Below are 15,660 nucleotides of genomic sequence, written 5' to 3'. Positions count from 1 at the left end.
GAGGTAGAACATGGTTCAAGGTTCTAGAGAAGAAAGAAGAGGTAAAGTTATTGAAGTGTTAAATAAAGCTCGTTCTATGGAGCTTCAGGCAGTTCATCAATACATGAATCAGCATTATAATCTTGATGATATGGACTATGGCAAACTAGCTGTTGAACTTAAACAGATTGCTATAGACGAGATGAGACACGCTGAAGCAACGGCAGAGCGAGTTAAGGAACTGGGCGGAGAGCCTACCACAGATCTGGCGGGGAGCGTAGTAAAAGGTCAGGACCTGGAAACTATTTATTCTTTTAACGCCGGGGAGGAAGAAGGCGCCATAGATGCATACAACCAGTTTGCCCTTGTCTGCAGAGAAAACGGCGACAGCATATCCATGAAACTGTTTGAAACCCTTATTGATTCAGAACAGGAACATCTAAATTACTTTGATAATATCAGCAAACACATAAAAAATCTTGGGGCTTCATATCTTGCCCGTATAGCCGGAGCTCCAACTGATACAGGCGGCGCAACTGAAGCAGAATAACATTCTTCATTTCAAATCTTCAAGGTTGTCTTTCTACATACATTAGGAGGGCAGCTTTTTTTTCTGCAATTATTTAATAATTTTAAATAACCTTAGGTCAACTTTTTTCATATATCGAACAAATGTGCTGTAAATATATAGCTTTTTGTTGTATAATGTATTTATAAAATATGTTTTGGAGAGTGATAAAAATGGACCATAAGGCCTTTGATCTATTAGAAAAGGTATATATTGAATTACAAGATACCAAAAAAGAGGTTAAGAAGGATATTTCTGAGGTTAAGAAAGATGTTAAACAATTAAATAACCGAGTTATAAAGACAGAAATACTAATTGAAAATAGTATTGCTCTTCAGATAAATTCTTTATTTGAAGCTCAGATGATTACAAATGAAAAACTTGGTAGAGTGGAGGAAAAGCTTGAAGAAATTTCACAAAAAGTTAATAAGCATGATATAAAAATTCAGGTCATTGAAGGTGGTAATTAAAGGAGTCCCGTAGAAAGAATCTTTATGTAAGAACAGACTTATAATAACTATTATTAATACAGTGGAAAGTGAACTCGTTTCAGTAAGCTAAAAACATCGGGGAATCAGGTGGAGACTCTACTCCACCTGATTAAAAGCCCACTCACGCTAACACTTAGAGTTGGGGTCTCATACCCTAAAAAATGAGATTAGCAATTCTCCTACTAAAAAATATAATAATAATTGAAAAAGGTGCGGAAGGAATTTCCTATGAAAAATGATTATTTACCTGTGTCAAAAAAAGATATGGAAGAACGAGGATGGGATAAGCTTGATTTCATCATCATCAGCGGGGATGCCTATGTAGACCATCCTTCCTTTGGTGTGGCTATCATCGGAAGGCTGTTGGAAGCTCACGGTTTCAAAACAGGCATTATCACTCAGCCTAACTGGAAAGACTTAAATGAGTTTAAAAAGTTGGGTAAACCATTACTTGGGTTTTTTGTTTCCAGCGGAAATATTGATTCCATGGTAAATCATTACACCGCAGCAAAAAAAAGAAGAAAAAAGGATGTCTATTCTCCCGGCGGCAGGGGAGGCCAAAGGCCAGACCGTGCCGCCATAGTATATTCTCAAAAAGTTAAAGAAGCTTATAAAAAGGTTCCTGTTATCTTAGGTGGGTTAGAGGCCAGCCTGCGTAGGTTAGCCCATTATGACTACTGGGAGGACAGGGTACGCAGTTCAATCCTCCTGGATGCAAAAGCAGATCTGCTGGTTTATGGGATGGGAGAAAAACAGGTTGTTGAGATAGCGGAGGCCCTGAAAAGCGGCCTTTTCATAAAAGATATTACATATATCAAAGGTACTGTATACAAGACCGGCTCAATAGATAATGTATATGAAGGAAAAATGCTGCCTTCCTATGATGATATTATTGCTTCAAAAGAAACCTATGCAAAAAGTTTTATGATACAACATAGAAATACTGATTCCATCACCGCTGTCCCGCTGATAGAACCCTATAGACACACCTTTATCGTACAAAATCCGCCGGCAGAACCCCTGACTTCTTCTGAGTTAGACAGCATATACAATCTACCCTTTACAAAAACATACCATCCTATGTACGAAAAAGAGGGTGGAGTACCTGCCATAGAAGAAGTTAAGCACAGCCTGGTCAGCAGCAGAGGTTGTTTTGGGGGCTGTAATTTTTGTGCCCTGCATTTTCATCAGGGAAGAACCGTGCAGGCCAGGAGTATACCCTCAATTATTAAAGAAGCAGAAGAGATGATAAAAGATGAAGGTTTTAAAGGTTATATCCATGATGTAGGGGGCCCTACGGCAAACTTCAGGAAAAGGGCCTGTCAACAGCAAATAGAGCACGGCGTTTGTCAGGATAAAAAATGTCTGTTCCCCAGGCCATGTAAAAACCTTGAGGTAGATCATGTAGAGTATCTTGATCTTTTAAGAAAGCTGCGAAACCTGGAAGGGGTAAAAAAAGTATTTGTCCGCTCGGGAATCAGATACGATTATTTAGTTTATGACCAGAATCAAGAATTCTTTGAAGAACTCTGCAGGTACCATATTAGCGGACAGCTTAAAGTAGCCCCTGAACATATTGCCCCTGAAGTTCTTAAAAAAATGGGAAAGCCGGAATTTGAAGTTTATGAAAGATTCAAAAAAAAGTATGAGGCAATCAATAAGAAACACGGTATGAATCAATTTCTCGTTCCTTACCTTATGTCCAGCCATCCCGGGTCGGACTTAAATGCGGCGATTCAGCTGGCAGAATATTTAAGAGATATTAAACATATGCCCAAACAGGTGCAGGATTTTTATCCTACACCGGGAACCCTATCCACCTGTATGTATTATACGGAACTGGACCCTCGGACCATGAAAAAAGTGTATGTTCCCAAATCTCTTCGGGAAAAAGCCATGCAGAAGGCCTTGATACAGTATCGGGAGCCAAAAAACTATCCACTGGTATTAGAAGCTTTAATAAAAGCAGGCCGAGAAGATTTAATTGGTTTCGGGAAAAAATGCTTAATTCGTCCCCGGAAAAAAGCCAGCCGTCATAAGCGTTAGAGTGCAGTGGTTAACTTTATTTCCACGTCTTTTCTAACCTAACATCTCCACTCCTATAAAGTTTTTACAACTTATGCCGATAAAAATAAGATAGGAATTTATATTTTTTTCTATAATATAATAAATTTTTTGCTGAGGGAGGTTATAATTTTTCTTGATAATATACAAAAAAAATATAAAAGGATTTATTTGACCTGATAAAATGAAATCTCTTTTGTTTCCAGTTAGGGCTTCCAGTTAAAATGTTTTAATTTAAAAGATCAGTTCTATGCATATTTGCTAATAGGGAAAAAAATAAAATCTGTAATATTTATCTAATAATATTAAAGGACGAAATATCAGGAAGGGGAGAGAGAATTTATGACTAAATTAGTGGGAAAACATCTTTTGGAGCAAATGACAAGTTTTGCCCCATACATTAAAGAATTTTTCTTGCAGGAGGCTGTAATTGGTGTAGTGGACAATGAAAAGTATTTACATTACGAAGGATGTCAAACCTTTGACCTGGGCATTGTAAATGGAGACCCTGTAAAGGATGGCAGTGCTACCCACCAAGCTATGATGGCGAAAGAGAGAATATTGGTCGAAATTCCCCGTGAAATATGGGGTGTCGCTATCAAAGCGATATCTATACCTGTGTTTGACGAAGATGATAATGTGATTGGAGCTATTGCTTTTTGTTATAGCGTTGAAAACCAGTCTAAAATGCAGGAGGTAGTAGCACAATTCTCTTCAGCTTTTCAACAAGTAAATAGCGGTGCACAAGAAATTGCAGCAGGAGCTCATAACCTTGCAAATACAGGAGAAAGTCTAACTATAGCTGCTGCAAACTCGAAAACTGAGTTGGAAAAGACAAATAGTATAATTCAAATGATTAGTAAAGTAGCCCACAGCACAAAATTACTTGGCCTAAATGCTGCGATTGAAGCAGCAAGGTCCGGCGAACACGGCAGAGGTTTTGCAGTCGTTGCCGACGAAATTCATCGTCTTTCAGATCAAAGCAATAGTTTTGCCAAAGAAATCGAAAGCACTCTGAAAACCATTGTAGATTCCTTAAATACAGTAATTTATTCAATACAAGAAACAAGCTCAATAAGTGAAGAGCAGTCAGCAGCTACACAAGAAATAGTAGCTTCCATGCAAGAACTCTATGCACAGTTAAACGTCCTAGATGATCTTGCCAAATATATATAAGTTGTCAAGGGTGTCAAGGGTGTCAAGGGGAATGTTCTTGTGTTATCACGAAGAACATTCCCCTTGGCACCCTTCCTTTTTGTGCAGCAAAACTATCGTCTGCTCAGCATCAACAAAACTCTACTGAACAATCAAATTTTATATTATCTAATAATTGACAAAAAAATACAATTTACAACAAAGGAAATATTTACTTTGGAATAGAATATAATTAAAATAAATAGCTAATGAAAGATATCTTAAGTATCTTTCTAATAATTTCAATTTAGCAGTTAAGGCAAAAATACCTTATTGCTGGAAATTAATGTACACATACGAGGGGGATGATATCTTATGTCCAATGATAAAACTGATGTTATCACTTTATATAATGACCTGGCCAATATAATTTGGCAGAGAATAATTGATATAGCCGGTATTCACAGTGCAATAGTTCTGGTCCAACGAACAACCTGGATTACTCAACAAAAATATTCTGAAGCGGAAGCCATTCAATTTGATAAGAAAGGAATTTCTTTTCTAGGACTAAAAGAGAAAGCTGAAGAGGAAAAATTAAAGCTAATTATTGAAGAATTTTTTGCTTCCCTTATTAATATCTTAACCCGCCTAATAGGAGAGGACATATCTAATAAAATCGCTCAAGAAATTAACGAAATTATTAAGGCAGAAGGAGGACAGGCATGGACAAAATAAAAACGGGAGTGTCTGGGCTGGATCAGATTTTATACGGTGGATTTCCCAAAAACTCCACTATTCTTATATCTGGAGCCCCGGGTACTGGAAAAACAATTCTCACACAAAATATTTTATTTAATATAAATAAACAAAAAGAATCAAAGATACTTTACCTTACCACTGTTTCGGAACCACAAATTAAAATTCTGAAGAACCAACAACAGTTTTCATATTTTGATTCAAATGCTTTTATGGATTCTGTTATTTTCCATGATATAGGCAGTAAGATTATTTCAGAAGGCATAGGCGAAATCCCGGAAATAATTGATAAATTAATTGAACAACATCGACCCGTTTTGATAGCCATAGATAGTATAAAAGCAATTATTGATCTGCTTTCAGAGCAGGAGGCTCGAAAGTTAATTTATGAACTGAATGTAAAATTAACCTTTTGGGAAATAAATACACTTCTCATCGGTGAATATATTGATGGTGATGAGGTTCAAAGACGTCCTGAAGCATCAATCGCTGATGGGATTATACACCTGTATGGAACAGAGGAACGGAAACATCAAAAACGTTACCTGCGAGTTTTAAAAATGCGTGGGACTGACTTTTTAACGGGTGAACACTGCATGAAAATTTCAGGAGATGGCATTCTACTCTATCCCCGGCTAAATCCTGTTGTGAAAAAACAAACTTATGAAATTAATAGTACTTATCAACCCACCGGAATTTCTGGCCTAGATGAGATGTTACACGGGGGTATTCCCTCGGGAACCACAACAATTATTAGCGGGAGCACAGGGACAGGGAAAACCTTATTAGGTCTGAGCTGGATCTGCCGTGGAGCGGAAGCAAATGAAACAGGGCTTATTATTGCCTTGGAAGAAAGCCCAGAATTATTAATCAAGTCAGCAGAATCCTTTGGATGGGATTTGCTAAAATACATGAATTACGGACTGATTAAGATATTACATATTTCCTCTATTGAGATGGATTTAGATGAACTTGTTTATAATACACAAATGATGGTAGAGGAAAACAAAATTAAACGAGTATTAATCAACAGCATATCTTCCATAGAGGTTGGAGTTGCAGATAAAATTAAATATACCGACTGGTTATGGGCCGCTGCTGACTTTTTTAAATCTCAAGGGATATCCCTTATGCTTGTTAACGAAAGCCCGAATCTTTTTGGTGTTTCTCAGATAACAAAACACACAGTTAGCTATATTGCAGATAATATCATTATGTTATTCTTAAAACGTTCAAATTATCAAATATACAAATTTATTAATGTCTTAAAAATGAGAGGTCACTCCCATTCAGATAGTATTCGCTCATTTACTGTAACGAATAAAGGGCCTGTTGTTCTAAAACGAATACCGGAAAATGAAAATAATGCTTCATTCATAGAAATAGATAATAACAATATAGGAGTAGAATAGTAATGATAGAATTTATAACCGCCCCAAAATGGAATAACTTTCATGATTCTATTGCCGGAATGTTAAATATTACGGTTGTATTAATTGACTCCCAAGGAAAACCAGTAACCATTTATCCTGAACATTCCTTTTCAGAGTTAAACAATAACAAAGATTTAATATATGCCTACCATGATTTTTTTCTTAACCTTACCAGATTTAAGGATGAGAAGAGCAGTAAAATACTCTATGATCCTCTTGGTTTACCTGTAGGATTTATTAATCTTGGAAACGTTAGCATTATTTTGGGAGGAATTTTAGATAAAAATGATCCTCATTCATCTGATAAACTAAAAAGAATGATGAAAACTTTTGATATCCCAGATAATGAATTTATGTGGCAAAAACTAAATTTCTTAAGTTTAGAAGAATTAAAAGAAACCATTAATTACGTGGAAAATTTTTACACCAGATTAGTGGGGGCATTAAACGAAACATCAAAACTTGGGCATCAGATGATGCTCTTAGCTGCGGTAGAAGAAATAAACAAGCTTACAGTTAGCCTTCTAACACCGGACAATTTTGAGCTGAATACTATTCAGGATTTAATAACTAATACTCTTATAATTTTATTTGATGCCGATAGTTCATGGGTCTTTACCCACCGAAAGTACGATAAAAGTATTACAACACATAAAGGAAATACTAATGAGTTCCTTCAAAGGTTGGAGCAGGACTGGAAGTCTACCATTAAAAAGCAAAAGAAAACTCAATTACAAAATAAGTGGGGGAAAAAGATTTTAGACCCTGACCTAAAAATAAAAAACACGTTTAAGCAAATAGATGGACTTTACTGTGCTTCTATCGGAGTAGTAAATCCAAGAAATAATAATGTAGAAGTAGCCCTTTCCGCTTTTCAAAGGCAGTTAACCATTGCTTTGGAGTTTGACTCTTTATATCAGGTACTGCTTCAAAGAATGGGCACCATCCTTAATTCTATACGCCATGGAATTGTAGTTACTAACCAAAAAGGCCAGTTGGCATTGATAAATGAGTCAGCTAAGAATACATTTAATAAAATAGGAATAGCATTACCTTTTGGTGAAACTTTGCTTGGGAAGAAACTCTCCCGCTCTATGGAAACTGCTGTTCATGATGCTATCCAATACGGTAACTCTTTTATTAAACAAAATTCAATTCTGGGAGATGAACATATATCTCTATATTTAAACTGGGATATAATTCCTCTACTTAATGAAGATGGCAGGATTATGGGGACTATATTAGTGATTGAGGATATTACAGACAATGTAAATATTTCCAGGCAGCTGCAGGAGTGGGAAAGGCTGGCCACCGCAGGACAGGTGGCCGCTGGCCTGGCTCATGAAATTCGCAATCCCATGGCAGCAGCAACCGCTGCTATTCAGTTCTTTGAAATGGTCAAGGACAAGGAAAAACAAAAAGAAGTCCTTAACATGTTAAACAGTGAACTGGAAAGAATGAACAATATCCTAACTGATTTTATGAATGTTTGTAAACCCAGCAGCCAGGAAAACCTTGAGTCTGTAGATCTCACACAGATAGTTAATGAAATAAAGTCACTGCTTAAAAGTGAAGCGTACCTCTATGACATAGACTTTGTAATACACCAGGTTTCAGATAGTTTACCCTTGATAAAAGGTAATAAAAACAGCCTGAAACAGGTGTTGTTAAATATTGCCAAAAACTCAATAGAAGCAATGAAAGAAGGAGGGAGGCTTGAAATATATCAGGATTTCAATGATAGTATTACTTGGGTGACCATTAAGGATAACGGTCCAGGAATTCCAAAGGATATCTTAGATAATATATTCAGACCTTTTTTTACAACTAAGCCCGAGGGAAGTGGCTTAGGTCTTTCTGTTTCATCCTCTATTGTTAAAAATATGGGAGGTAAGCTTTTTATAGAAAGTAAAGTTGGACAGGGGACTAGTGTAAAGATTATTTTCCCTATATATAAATCAATAGAAAGGGTGTTAACAAATGACTGATATTGATGTTGTTTTAATTGATGACGATGATAATGTAAGATGGATTTTGCAGGAAATACTCTCCCTGGAAAATATCTCTCATCGGGCAGCCGGGACAGGTCCCGAAGGACTTGGTCTTATTAAAGAACATAAACCTCATTTAGCCATCTTAGATGTAAAGCTTGGGACAATGAATGGTTTAGACGTAGCCAAAAAAATACCAGATATCTGTAGTTATACTAAAATTCTTTTTATCACCGGCTACAGCGAGGTAATTAAAGAGAAGATAGATGATTTTCACTATGTAGCAGGTGTTATTGAAAAACCCTTTAATATAAGTGAATTCTTAAAAAAAATAAAAGATATTTTAAGTGAAGGACAAGCCTTGAATATTGGGTATAGGAAAAAAACAATTATTGCAAGTAATTAGGGAATTATAAGGAAGTAGAAAAATCAGAATGAAATTTAGAGTTTTATGATATGCCCCCACCACTTAAGAAATGGGGGCTTCTTAGTTCCACGATGGCGTAAGCGAAAATATCAGCATCCTGTGAAAGGGTTCATGATATTTGTATTCTCTTTTAAAAGACCGGATATACTATATCTGAGGTGATAGTATGCTGTTTAAGAAAAAAACATTTTTCCTCACATTACTGATCTTAATACTATTAATTGCCGGATGTAGAATCCCTGGATGTGGTTCTGAAGAAGAAAACTCAGGGGAAAATACCCAGAACGAAATTGAGATGCCAGAGGAAGTAGAGGAAATAGAATCTGCCTTATTAGAAATTATGCATGAGGCTGATTTAATTCCATTAGTAACCTTAGTTTCTCAACAGTCCGGTGAAGGTGCTGAATCAGGGAATCAGCAATCTGATGAACAGGAAAATCAGGAATCAGAGGGTGAGGAAGGCCAGGAAGTGGAGATAACTTTTGAAAAAACTATTTTAGGTGAAGTGTTACAAAGGGAACTGGATGAAGAAAACGATGGTGGAGAAAATAATCAACTACCCACAAATACCGAAGAAATCTGGGATAATATTAAAACAAATATAACTGAAGTTCATTACCAGTGGAATGAATTGGAACCTAAACTTATCCAGGAAAATATGTACACAGATACAATAAACTCTTTTGAAGAATCTTTAGAGGGTTTAACCTTATTTAGCTCAGAACAAAATCACTTCGGTACTTTGACTGAAGCAAATGAGCTTACTAATTATTTATCAAAATTTATGGTTCCCTTTGCAGAAAACACTATTTCCACAGTAAATGAATTGAAATACCACACAAGAAATATCGTCCTCAGTGCAGCAGTTGATAATTATGAAGAAGCTCAAGAAAGCCTAACCTATATGAAAGAACAAAGTCTAGTTGTGACAAGGGATTTAGAAAATTATAACGTTGAAGATCTTGACACAGCATTAAACAATCTTCAAAGAGCCCTAGACACACAAGATGTTGGGCTTATTGATATAAAAGCTGCTATTGTTATGGAAGAATTAATTCAGATAAATGATGAATTAGAGTAGCCCCTTTGTTTTTGCCTTTTTTTCCCGCTACTTAACATAATATTTATTACCGGACCTTCCGAGGAATTTGTTTTTCCAGTGATATTATTTATTTTGCTTGCACTAGACAGCTTGAGTTTAAGATTGAAAGGAAAATATCTACCAGTTCAGGATCAAACTTGCTGCCGGAACTCATTAAAATTTCCTCAAAAGCTTCTTCTTTACTTAATGCTTTCTCGAAATTATTACCCCTGGTTATAACATCATAATAATCGCAAATAGCAATTATCCTTGAAATCAAGGGAATTTCCTCTCTTTTAAGACCCTGAGGATAACCCATTCCGTCCCATCTTTCATGATGAGCTAAAATAGCTTCACTAATGTGGGCCAAACCAGGAGAAAAATTTGAAATTCTATAACCTGTTTCTGGATGCTTGCACATAATTTCAAACTCTTCATCAGAAAGATTACCAATGTTTCTTAATATACTATCTGAGATAGCTATCTTTCCAATGTCATGCAGTTCCGCCAACAGTGTAAGATTCTCCAAAACCTTTTCCGGTAAATTAAGGAGATTTCCCATTTTTAAGGCGAAATTTTGAATGTTGAGAATATGTTCTTCAGTTTCATACGTTCTTTCCTTTAAGGTTTCAAGTAAGAAAAAAACAACAGAACTACGAATATTTTTGCTGTCCATTAATTTATATTTGTACATTTTATTCTCAGCTTCTTTGATAACCATATAAATTTCCTGAGAAAGCTTTTCTTTAGTAGCAACTCCTAAAGAAATGCTTAACTGAATGGGATCGGCAGCAGCTTCACTACAGGACTTCCTTATTCGGTTAGAAATTCTATTAGCGGTGCTCTCATCAGTATTAGTCAAGAGTACTGCAAACTCATCCCCACCCCATCGGGAAATAACATCCCCTTGACGACATGAACTTTTCAATATATTAGCTAATTTTTTAAGCAGTTTATCCCCTTGATCATGGCCAAAGGCATCATTAACCAGCTTTAAGCCATTTACATCGCCCATAATGATGCTTAAAGGCAGTTGTTGCCCGTTATCCACCCGCTTTAATTCTTCCTCAAAAAAGGTTCTATTATAAAGACCGGTCATACTATCATGATAGCTTAGATAAATAAGCTGTTCTTCAGTTTGTTTAAGATCCGTAATATCATTTTTTAAAGTTTCTTCTTCCTGTTTTCGCCTTAATAATTCCTGCTGCAGTTGACTATTGACACTTTCCAACTCCCGCGTTCTTTCAATAATTTTTTCCTCCAGCTCACCTTTTATATTTAGCAGTATATTTTCTGCTTCATCCTTTTTTTCCGTAAGATAACCAACCATGAAAGCAATTAGAAAAAACATAACACTACGAATTATAGTACTGGATAAAATAGTACCTTGAAATAAAATATTAGCAGAAATATGAAAAAAACTTAAGAAAGCGGCAGTCCATAAGGCTTTTCTGTAAAACCATATTCCCGACAGCACCAGGGGGATATAAAATAAATGAGTATATACTACTTCCATTCCCAATTGTAGATTTATATAACTAGTGATAACTATACATAACAACAAAACAGTTATAAGCGTAAATAACTTAAATCTTTTATTTAAAAAAAATTCATTAAAAAACAAATCACACTAACCTCACATTCTTTAAATAAAAATGTTTAAAATATAGTAAATACTGTTTTTATTAATTTTTATTAATATTTTATATACTTCTATACCCATCCATGGTTTACCTACTAAGGTTCTATTAATATATTTGATTTTACGTTTTTTTCTGCAAAAATACTTTAATGTAAAAAAAAAAAAAGCCTTATGGCTCAAGAAAAAAGGATACCATTTGCGAATATTTTTAGCCGAAATGACCTTTCGGCAGTGGAATGCTTCATTTTATAATTGGGTATAGTTCCATCATCTCCAGGGCACTTCTCCGCAGCATTTCTAAATTATCTTTCCCCATAGGGCCTTTTTGAATAAAAGTAATTTCCCCTCGAGAATTAATGGCGATGGTAACCGGAACCTCTTTCAGTAAATATTGTTGTTTAAAAACCTCTCCTTTAGTGTCTAATAGTATTTGGAAAGAATATCCTTTTTTCTGCGCAAAGCTTTTAACAACTTCTTGCTGCTCTCTAACATTAATAGCGATTACCGTAATACGCTCATCAGAAGTATTTAACTCCTCCAATAGATTCATATCTTCAATACAGGGTGAACAAATTGTATCCCAGAACATAACAATCAAGCTATGACCACAGAAATCCTCTAAACTCCAATCATTCCCGTCCAGATCAGTTAGGGTAAACCCAGGGGCAAAGCAGCCTGTTTGGGGAGCAGTTTCTATGACTTCTTCCCGTTCCAACTGCATATGAAAATCGTCTTTTTTTATAAACTGATCCGGTTGCTGGGGCTCATCAAACTCTTCTATTCCATTATTATTGGTAAGAAATCCACATGCAGTTAGGAAGAATATAAAACAAATTAATAACACAGCACCCAGAACAGAATTCAAAATAAGATTTTTGTTGTATTTCATAAATTTCTTGGATGCCATAGTGGAACGTAACCTCCTAAAAAAAAATAATTATCGTAAGGGAGTGTCTAATAGACACTCCCTTACATCTTACCTAAATTTTTATAAAATCTTCTTTTCCCGCACTACAAATGGGGCAAACCCAATCATCGGGCAGGTCTTCAAATGAGGTTTTAGGGTTTATATCATTATCCGGATCCCCTGCTTCAGGGTCATAAACATATCCACAAATTTCACATTCATATTTATCCAATAAAAACACCTCCTGATTAATTATTCCCTACCTTATATCATGCCATCTATTTCTACCGATTACTGACTTTTATTACTCAAATAAAGTAAATTGTCCCTTACCTGCTCCACAAACAGGACAGACCCAATCATCGGGCAGCTTTTCAAATGAAGTTCCAGGTTCTATACCGTTATCAGGGTCACCCAATTTAGGCATATAGATATAATTACAAATTTTACATTTATATTTCTCCGACATAACCACCTCCCTATTTTTTAACGTATACTATGACGATCTTGATGAAATTGGCTTAATATCAATGTTTCATTTTAATTATTATTTGACAGAAAAAAAGATTCTCCTTCTGTTTTTACAATATGTAACTATTAATTTTTTTTAATAATACTTATTATGTTATAATTTTAACTAGCTAATAAAATAACAAGATTCATCCCTCAGATTTTTAGCAGTAAAATGTCTAAACAAAGAAACACTTAATATTATTTTCTACAGGACTCTGCGGCAGCTTTACCGGCAGCATATCCGGTAGAAAAAGCACACTGGAGATTGTATCCCCCTGTATTTGCATCAATATCCAAAACCTCTCCGGAAAAATAAAGTCCAGAAATCAATTTAGATTCTAATGTTTTTGGATTTACCTCCTGGACCTTGACTCCACCCCGAGTAACGATGGCCTCCTCTAGAGGCCTAACTCTTTTTACTCGCATTTCTAATCTTTTCAGTAATCCTGCCAACCCTGCTCTTTCCTCCCGGGATAACTGATTAACCGGTTTATCCTCTGGAATGCCGCTGAGTTTAATAATAACAGGTATCATTTTCTGCGGTAAAAGTTCTTTTAGACTATTTTTATAGTTCTTTCTGGAATATTTTTCAAAATCCCTCTGAAGTCTCAAGTCCAGTTGTTCTAAAGTTAAAGCAGGTTTTAAATCCAGTACCAGCGTAACTTTACTTTTTTTAGTTAAGTTGTCGGCAACAGCATTACTTAATGTAAGGACAATGGGGCCTGAGATACCAAAATGAGTAAAAAGCATCTCTCCAAACTGGCTGCCCAGACTTTTTCCTCCGGCAATGGCCTCCAGATTGACATTTTTCAAAGAAAGCCCCTGTAATTCAACAGCCCATTTTTCTATTATCTCCAAAGGTACCAAGCCCGGACGTAAAGATATAATAGTGTGACCTACCTCCTTAGCCATCTTATAACCGTCTCCAGTAGAACCGGTCACCGGATAAGAAGAACCACCGGCGGCTAAAATTACCCTTTTGCTGAATAAATTTTCTTTATCTGTCTTTACCCCTTTGACCGAAGAGCCCTCAATTAATACTTTCTGTGCTTTTTCCGCTGTTCTCACCGTCACTTTTTTTTCTTTTATATAATTAATAAAAGCTTCCAGCACATCTTTGGATCTTCCCGACTGAGGGAATACCCGTTCTCCCCGTTCAACCGCAGTTTTTACGCCTCTGCTTTCCATAAAGCTAATCATATCTTGATTATCAAAAAGGTTAAATGAAGCATATAAAAATTTAGGATTAGAATTTATCTCCTGTAAGAGAATATCCCTTTCAGCTGCATTGGTGATATTACACCTGCCTTTTCCGGTAATCAGCAGTTTTCTGCCCAGATCCGGCTTTTTCTCCAATAGCACTACATTCAAACCATATTCTGCAGCTTTCCCAGCTGCCATCATACCAGATGCCCCACCACCAATCACAATTACATCCATAAATGCCTCCTAAATCATTAATTAAAAAAAATCTGTCTGTACCCCCTCAACGCTTTATCCACCGCTTCCACAAACCGGTAAAAAACCTGAGTGACCTTTTCTCTTCCTTGTCGCCGATCTACATTTTCAAACATGCTTTTCCTCAATCCATAAGACAGCTCCAACTGCAGGCCTTTTTTTCCCAAGCAGCGGTTGCATATGTTTTTTGGAGATTTAGCCGCCAAAGCTTTGGGAGCATCTTTAACCTGGAAACCATGCTGGAGCAACATACATGTAGTGAGTAATATAAGCTTATTATTCAGCCCCCCAATGTAAATCAGCTCTTCATCCCCTTCACAGCCGTGCAAGGCCAGGCAGACCTCAACCTCTGCCAAAAGCTCCAGAGCCTCGGGTTCATCAAAAAAAGTGCTTTTCACATGAAGATCTTGATTATTTGCATAGCGTTTCCCCAAAAAACAGTATAGATGATATCCCTTATGGGCGATGCTTTCAGCCAGTTCACTGGTCCCCGGCTCAATTCCACCACCGTGGGGTGCTATTATAGCAAAAGGGGAACTTATAACTTTCCTACATATGATTTCACAGTCCTGACTATTAGAACCAGAAAGAGGAAAACCTGACATTTCTTCATTCATCCCCTCCCCTTTAATACGCTTTAACTATTAATTCCTCTAAAGGCCTTTTAGGTACATGATGAATCCCCTGGTCATCCCGCCAGTATTTAATGTCTCCATTTTTATTTTTCTCCTCCAACACAATCTGTTCTGCCGGTTTTCCCAGAGCCAGAACCAGCAAAATGTCATAATCCTTAGGAATACTCAGCCCCTCATAAAGGATCTCCCGGTCTATGGTGCCAATCATACAGCCTGCCAGCCCTTTTTCCACCGCTCCCAAAAGAATTGTCTGTGCCGTAATACCATGATCACACCAATAATTATCAGTTACATTCTTGTCTCCTAAAATAATTATATATGCTGAGGGCCTTTCCCCTTTTTCCGGACCATTCCAGTCTTTAAGATAGCCTGCCCAACCCAGGGCAGAAAAAATAATGGAGTTTGTTTTAGGATCACTGCTTAATATATACTTCAAAGGCTGCATATTCCTGGCCGAAGGAGTAAGCCTGGCCAGGTCAACCAGTTCCCTAAGAGTTTCAGATTCAATCAAAAATTCTTCTTTAAATCGACGTATACTTCTGTTTTGTAAGACCAATTCACGAATCATATCTATACTCCTC

At 36.4% G+C, this 15,660-nt stretch carries 16 protein-coding genes; 9 read left to right on the top strand and 7 right to left on the bottom strand.

Annotated features, from left to right (window positions below):
• Positions 1-10: 10 nt before the first annotated feature.
• From HUE98_RS07450 to HUE98_RS07410, 9 genes are all read left to right on the top strand, one after another.
• A complete protein-coding gene (locus tag HUE98_RS07450; protein WP_241423219.1) occupies positions 11-529 on the top strand; it encodes a ferritin-like domain-containing protein in 519 nt (172 codons plus the stop codon).
• A gap of 191 nt (positions 530-720) precedes the next feature.
• Entirely contained in the window at positions 721-1,017 is a 297-nt protein-coding gene (locus HUE98_RS07445) for a hypothetical protein (RefSeq protein WP_241423218.1), read from the top strand.
• A 249-nt stretch (positions 1,018-1,266) separates the two neighbouring features.
• Positions 1,267-3,084, top strand: coding sequence for a YgiQ family radical SAM protein (locus tag HUE98_RS07440; RefSeq protein ID WP_241423217.1), 1,818 nt, complete (start codon positions 1,267-1,269; stop codon positions 3,082-3,084).
• A gap of 360 nt (positions 3,085-3,444) precedes the next feature.
• Positions 3,445-4,278 (top strand): methyl-accepting chemotaxis protein, encoded by an 834-nt coding sequence (locus HUE98_RS07435; protein WP_241423216.1) that lies wholly within the window; start codon positions 3,445-3,447, stop codon positions 4,276-4,278.
• 333 nt (positions 4,279-4,611) lie between these two features.
• Positions 4,612-4,971 (top strand): hypothetical protein, encoded by a 360-nt coding sequence (locus tag HUE98_RS07430; protein WP_241423215.1) that lies wholly within the window; start codon positions 4,612-4,614, stop codon positions 4,969-4,971.
• Positions 4,959-6,404, top strand: coding sequence for an ATPase domain-containing protein (locus tag HUE98_RS07425; protein WP_241423214.1), 1,446 nt, complete (start codon positions 4,959-4,961; stop codon positions 6,402-6,404). Before HUE98_RS07430 ends, HUE98_RS07425 begins: the two co-directional genes overlap by 13 nt.
• Before the next feature lie 2 nt (positions 6,405-6,406).
• Positions 6,407-8,413 carry a two-component system sensor histidine kinase NtrB gene (locus HUE98_RS07420; protein ID WP_241423213.1) on the top strand — a complete coding sequence of 669 codons (2,007 nt, stop codon included), beginning with the start codon at positions 6,407-6,409 and terminating at the stop codon, positions 8,411-8,413.
• Entirely contained in the window at positions 8,406-8,822 is a 417-nt protein-coding gene (locus HUE98_RS07415) for a response regulator (RefSeq protein WP_241423212.1), read from the top strand. The genes HUE98_RS07420 and HUE98_RS07415 overlap by 8 nt, the downstream gene beginning before the upstream one ends.
• Positions 8,823-9,009: 187 nt before the next feature.
• Complete coding sequence (locus HUE98_RS07410) at positions 9,010-9,924, top strand: hypothetical protein (RefSeq protein WP_241423211.1); 915 nt, start codon at positions 9,010-9,012, stop codon at positions 9,922-9,924.
• Between the two features lie 88 nt (positions 9,925-10,012).
• Here HUE98_RS07410 and HUE98_RS07405 read toward each other — a convergent pair whose 3' ends face one another.
• The 7 genes from HUE98_RS07405 to HUE98_RS07375 all read right to left on the bottom strand — a co-directional run bounded on the left by HUE98_RS07405 (position 10,013) and on the right by HUE98_RS07375 (position 15,647).
• Positions 10,013-11,440, bottom strand: coding sequence for a bifunctional diguanylate cyclase/phosphohydrolase (locus tag HUE98_RS07405; protein WP_241423210.1), 1,428 nt, complete (start codon positions 11,438-11,440; stop codon positions 10,013-10,015).
• A gap of 367 nt (positions 11,441-11,807) precedes the next feature.
• Positions 11,808-12,473, bottom strand: coding sequence for a TlpA family protein disulfide reductase (locus tag HUE98_RS07400; RefSeq protein WP_241423209.1), 666 nt, complete (start codon positions 12,471-12,473; stop codon positions 11,808-11,810).
• 73 nt (positions 12,474-12,546) lie between these two features.
• A complete protein-coding gene (rd, locus tag HUE98_RS07395) occupies positions 12,547-12,705 on the bottom strand; it encodes a rubredoxin (RefSeq protein ID WP_241423208.1) in 159 nt (52 codons plus the stop codon).
• Positions 12,706-12,777: 72 nt separating this feature from the next.
• Positions 12,778-12,942 (bottom strand): rubredoxin, encoded by a 165-nt coding sequence (gene rd, locus HUE98_RS07390; RefSeq protein ID WP_241423207.1) that lies wholly within the window; start codon positions 12,940-12,942, stop codon positions 12,778-12,780.
• A 242-nt stretch (positions 12,943-13,184) separates the two neighbouring features.
• On the bottom strand, positions 13,185-14,426 hold the full coding sequence (locus HUE98_RS07385) for a BaiN/RdsA family NAD(P)/FAD-dependent oxidoreductase (protein ID WP_241423206.1): 1,242 nt from the start codon (positions 14,424-14,426) through the stop codon (positions 13,185-13,187).
• 17 nt (positions 14,427-14,443) lie between these two features.
• The gene (locus tag HUE98_RS07380; protein ID WP_241423205.1) at positions 14,444-15,061 is read right to left on the bottom strand and encodes a poly-gamma-glutamate hydrolase family protein; all 618 of its coding nucleotides are present in this window, start codon (positions 15,059-15,061) and stop codon (positions 14,444-14,446) included.
• Between the two features lie 10 nt (positions 15,062-15,071).
• A complete protein-coding gene (locus tag HUE98_RS07375; RefSeq protein WP_241423204.1) occupies positions 15,072-15,647 on the bottom strand; it encodes a nitroreductase family protein in 576 nt (191 codons plus the stop codon).
• Positions 15,648-15,660 lie beyond the last annotated feature (13 nt).

Origin of the sequence: Candidatus Contubernalis alkalaceticus, from assembly GCF_022558445.1 — a bacterium.
Lineage (GTDB): Bacteria > Bacillota > Dethiobacteria > SKNC01 > SKNC01 > Contubernalis > Contubernalis alkaliaceticus.
This window is presented reverse-complemented; position numbering and strand designations above follow the sequence as displayed.

Bases quoted from the DNA above. Each gene is read 5' to 3' on its own strand.
- HUE98_RS07450 (WP_241423219.1), top strand. From the start codon at position 11: ATGGTTCAAGGTTCTAGAGAAGAAAGAAGAGGTAAAGTTATTGAAGTG.
- HUE98_RS07445 (WP_241423218.1), top strand. From the start codon at position 721: ATGGACCATAAGGCCTTTGATCTATTAGAAAAGGTATATATTGAATTA.
- HUE98_RS07440 (WP_241423217.1), top strand. From the start codon at position 1,267: ATGAAAAATGATTATTTACCTGTGTCAAAAAAAGATATGGAAGAACGA.
- HUE98_RS07435 (WP_241423216.1), top strand. From the start codon at position 3,445: ATGACTAAATTAGTGGGAAAACATCTTTTGGAGCAAATGACAAGTTTT.
- HUE98_RS07430 (WP_241423215.1), top strand. From the start codon at position 4,612: ATGTCCAATGATAAAACTGATGTTATCACTTTATATAATGACCTGGCC.
- HUE98_RS07425 (WP_241423214.1), top strand. From the start codon at position 4,959: ATGGACAAAATAAAAACGGGAGTGTCTGGGCTGGATCAGATTTTATAC.
- HUE98_RS07420 (WP_241423213.1), top strand. From the start codon at position 6,407: ATGATAGAATTTATAACCGCCCCAAAATGGAATAACTTTCATGATTCT.
- HUE98_RS07415 (WP_241423212.1), top strand. From the start codon at position 8,406: ATGACTGATATTGATGTTGTTTTAATTGATGACGATGATAATGTAAGA.
- HUE98_RS07410 (WP_241423211.1), top strand. From the start codon at position 9,010: ATGCTGTTTAAGAAAAAAACATTTTTCCTCACATTACTGATCTTAATA.
- HUE98_RS07405 (WP_241423210.1), bottom strand. From the start codon at position 11,440: ATGGAAGTAGTATATACTCATTTATTTTATATCCCCCTGGTGCTGTCG.
- HUE98_RS07400 (WP_241423209.1), bottom strand. From the start codon at position 12,473: ATGGCATCCAAGAAATTTATGAAATACAACAAAAATCTTATTTTGAAT.
- rd (WP_241423207.1), bottom strand. From the start codon at position 12,942: ATGTCGGAGAAATATAAATGTAAAATTTGTAATTATATCTATATGCCT.
- HUE98_RS07385 (WP_241423206.1), bottom strand. From the start codon at position 14,426: ATGGATGTAATTGTGATTGGTGGTGGGGCATCTGGTATGATGGCAGCT.
- HUE98_RS07380 (WP_241423205.1), bottom strand. From the start codon at position 15,061: ATGAATGAAGAAATGTCAGGTTTTCCTCTTTCTGGTTCTAATAGTCAG.
- HUE98_RS07375 (WP_241423204.1), bottom strand. From the start codon at position 15,647: ATGATTCGTGAATTGGTCTTACAAAACAGAAGTATACGTCGATTTAAA.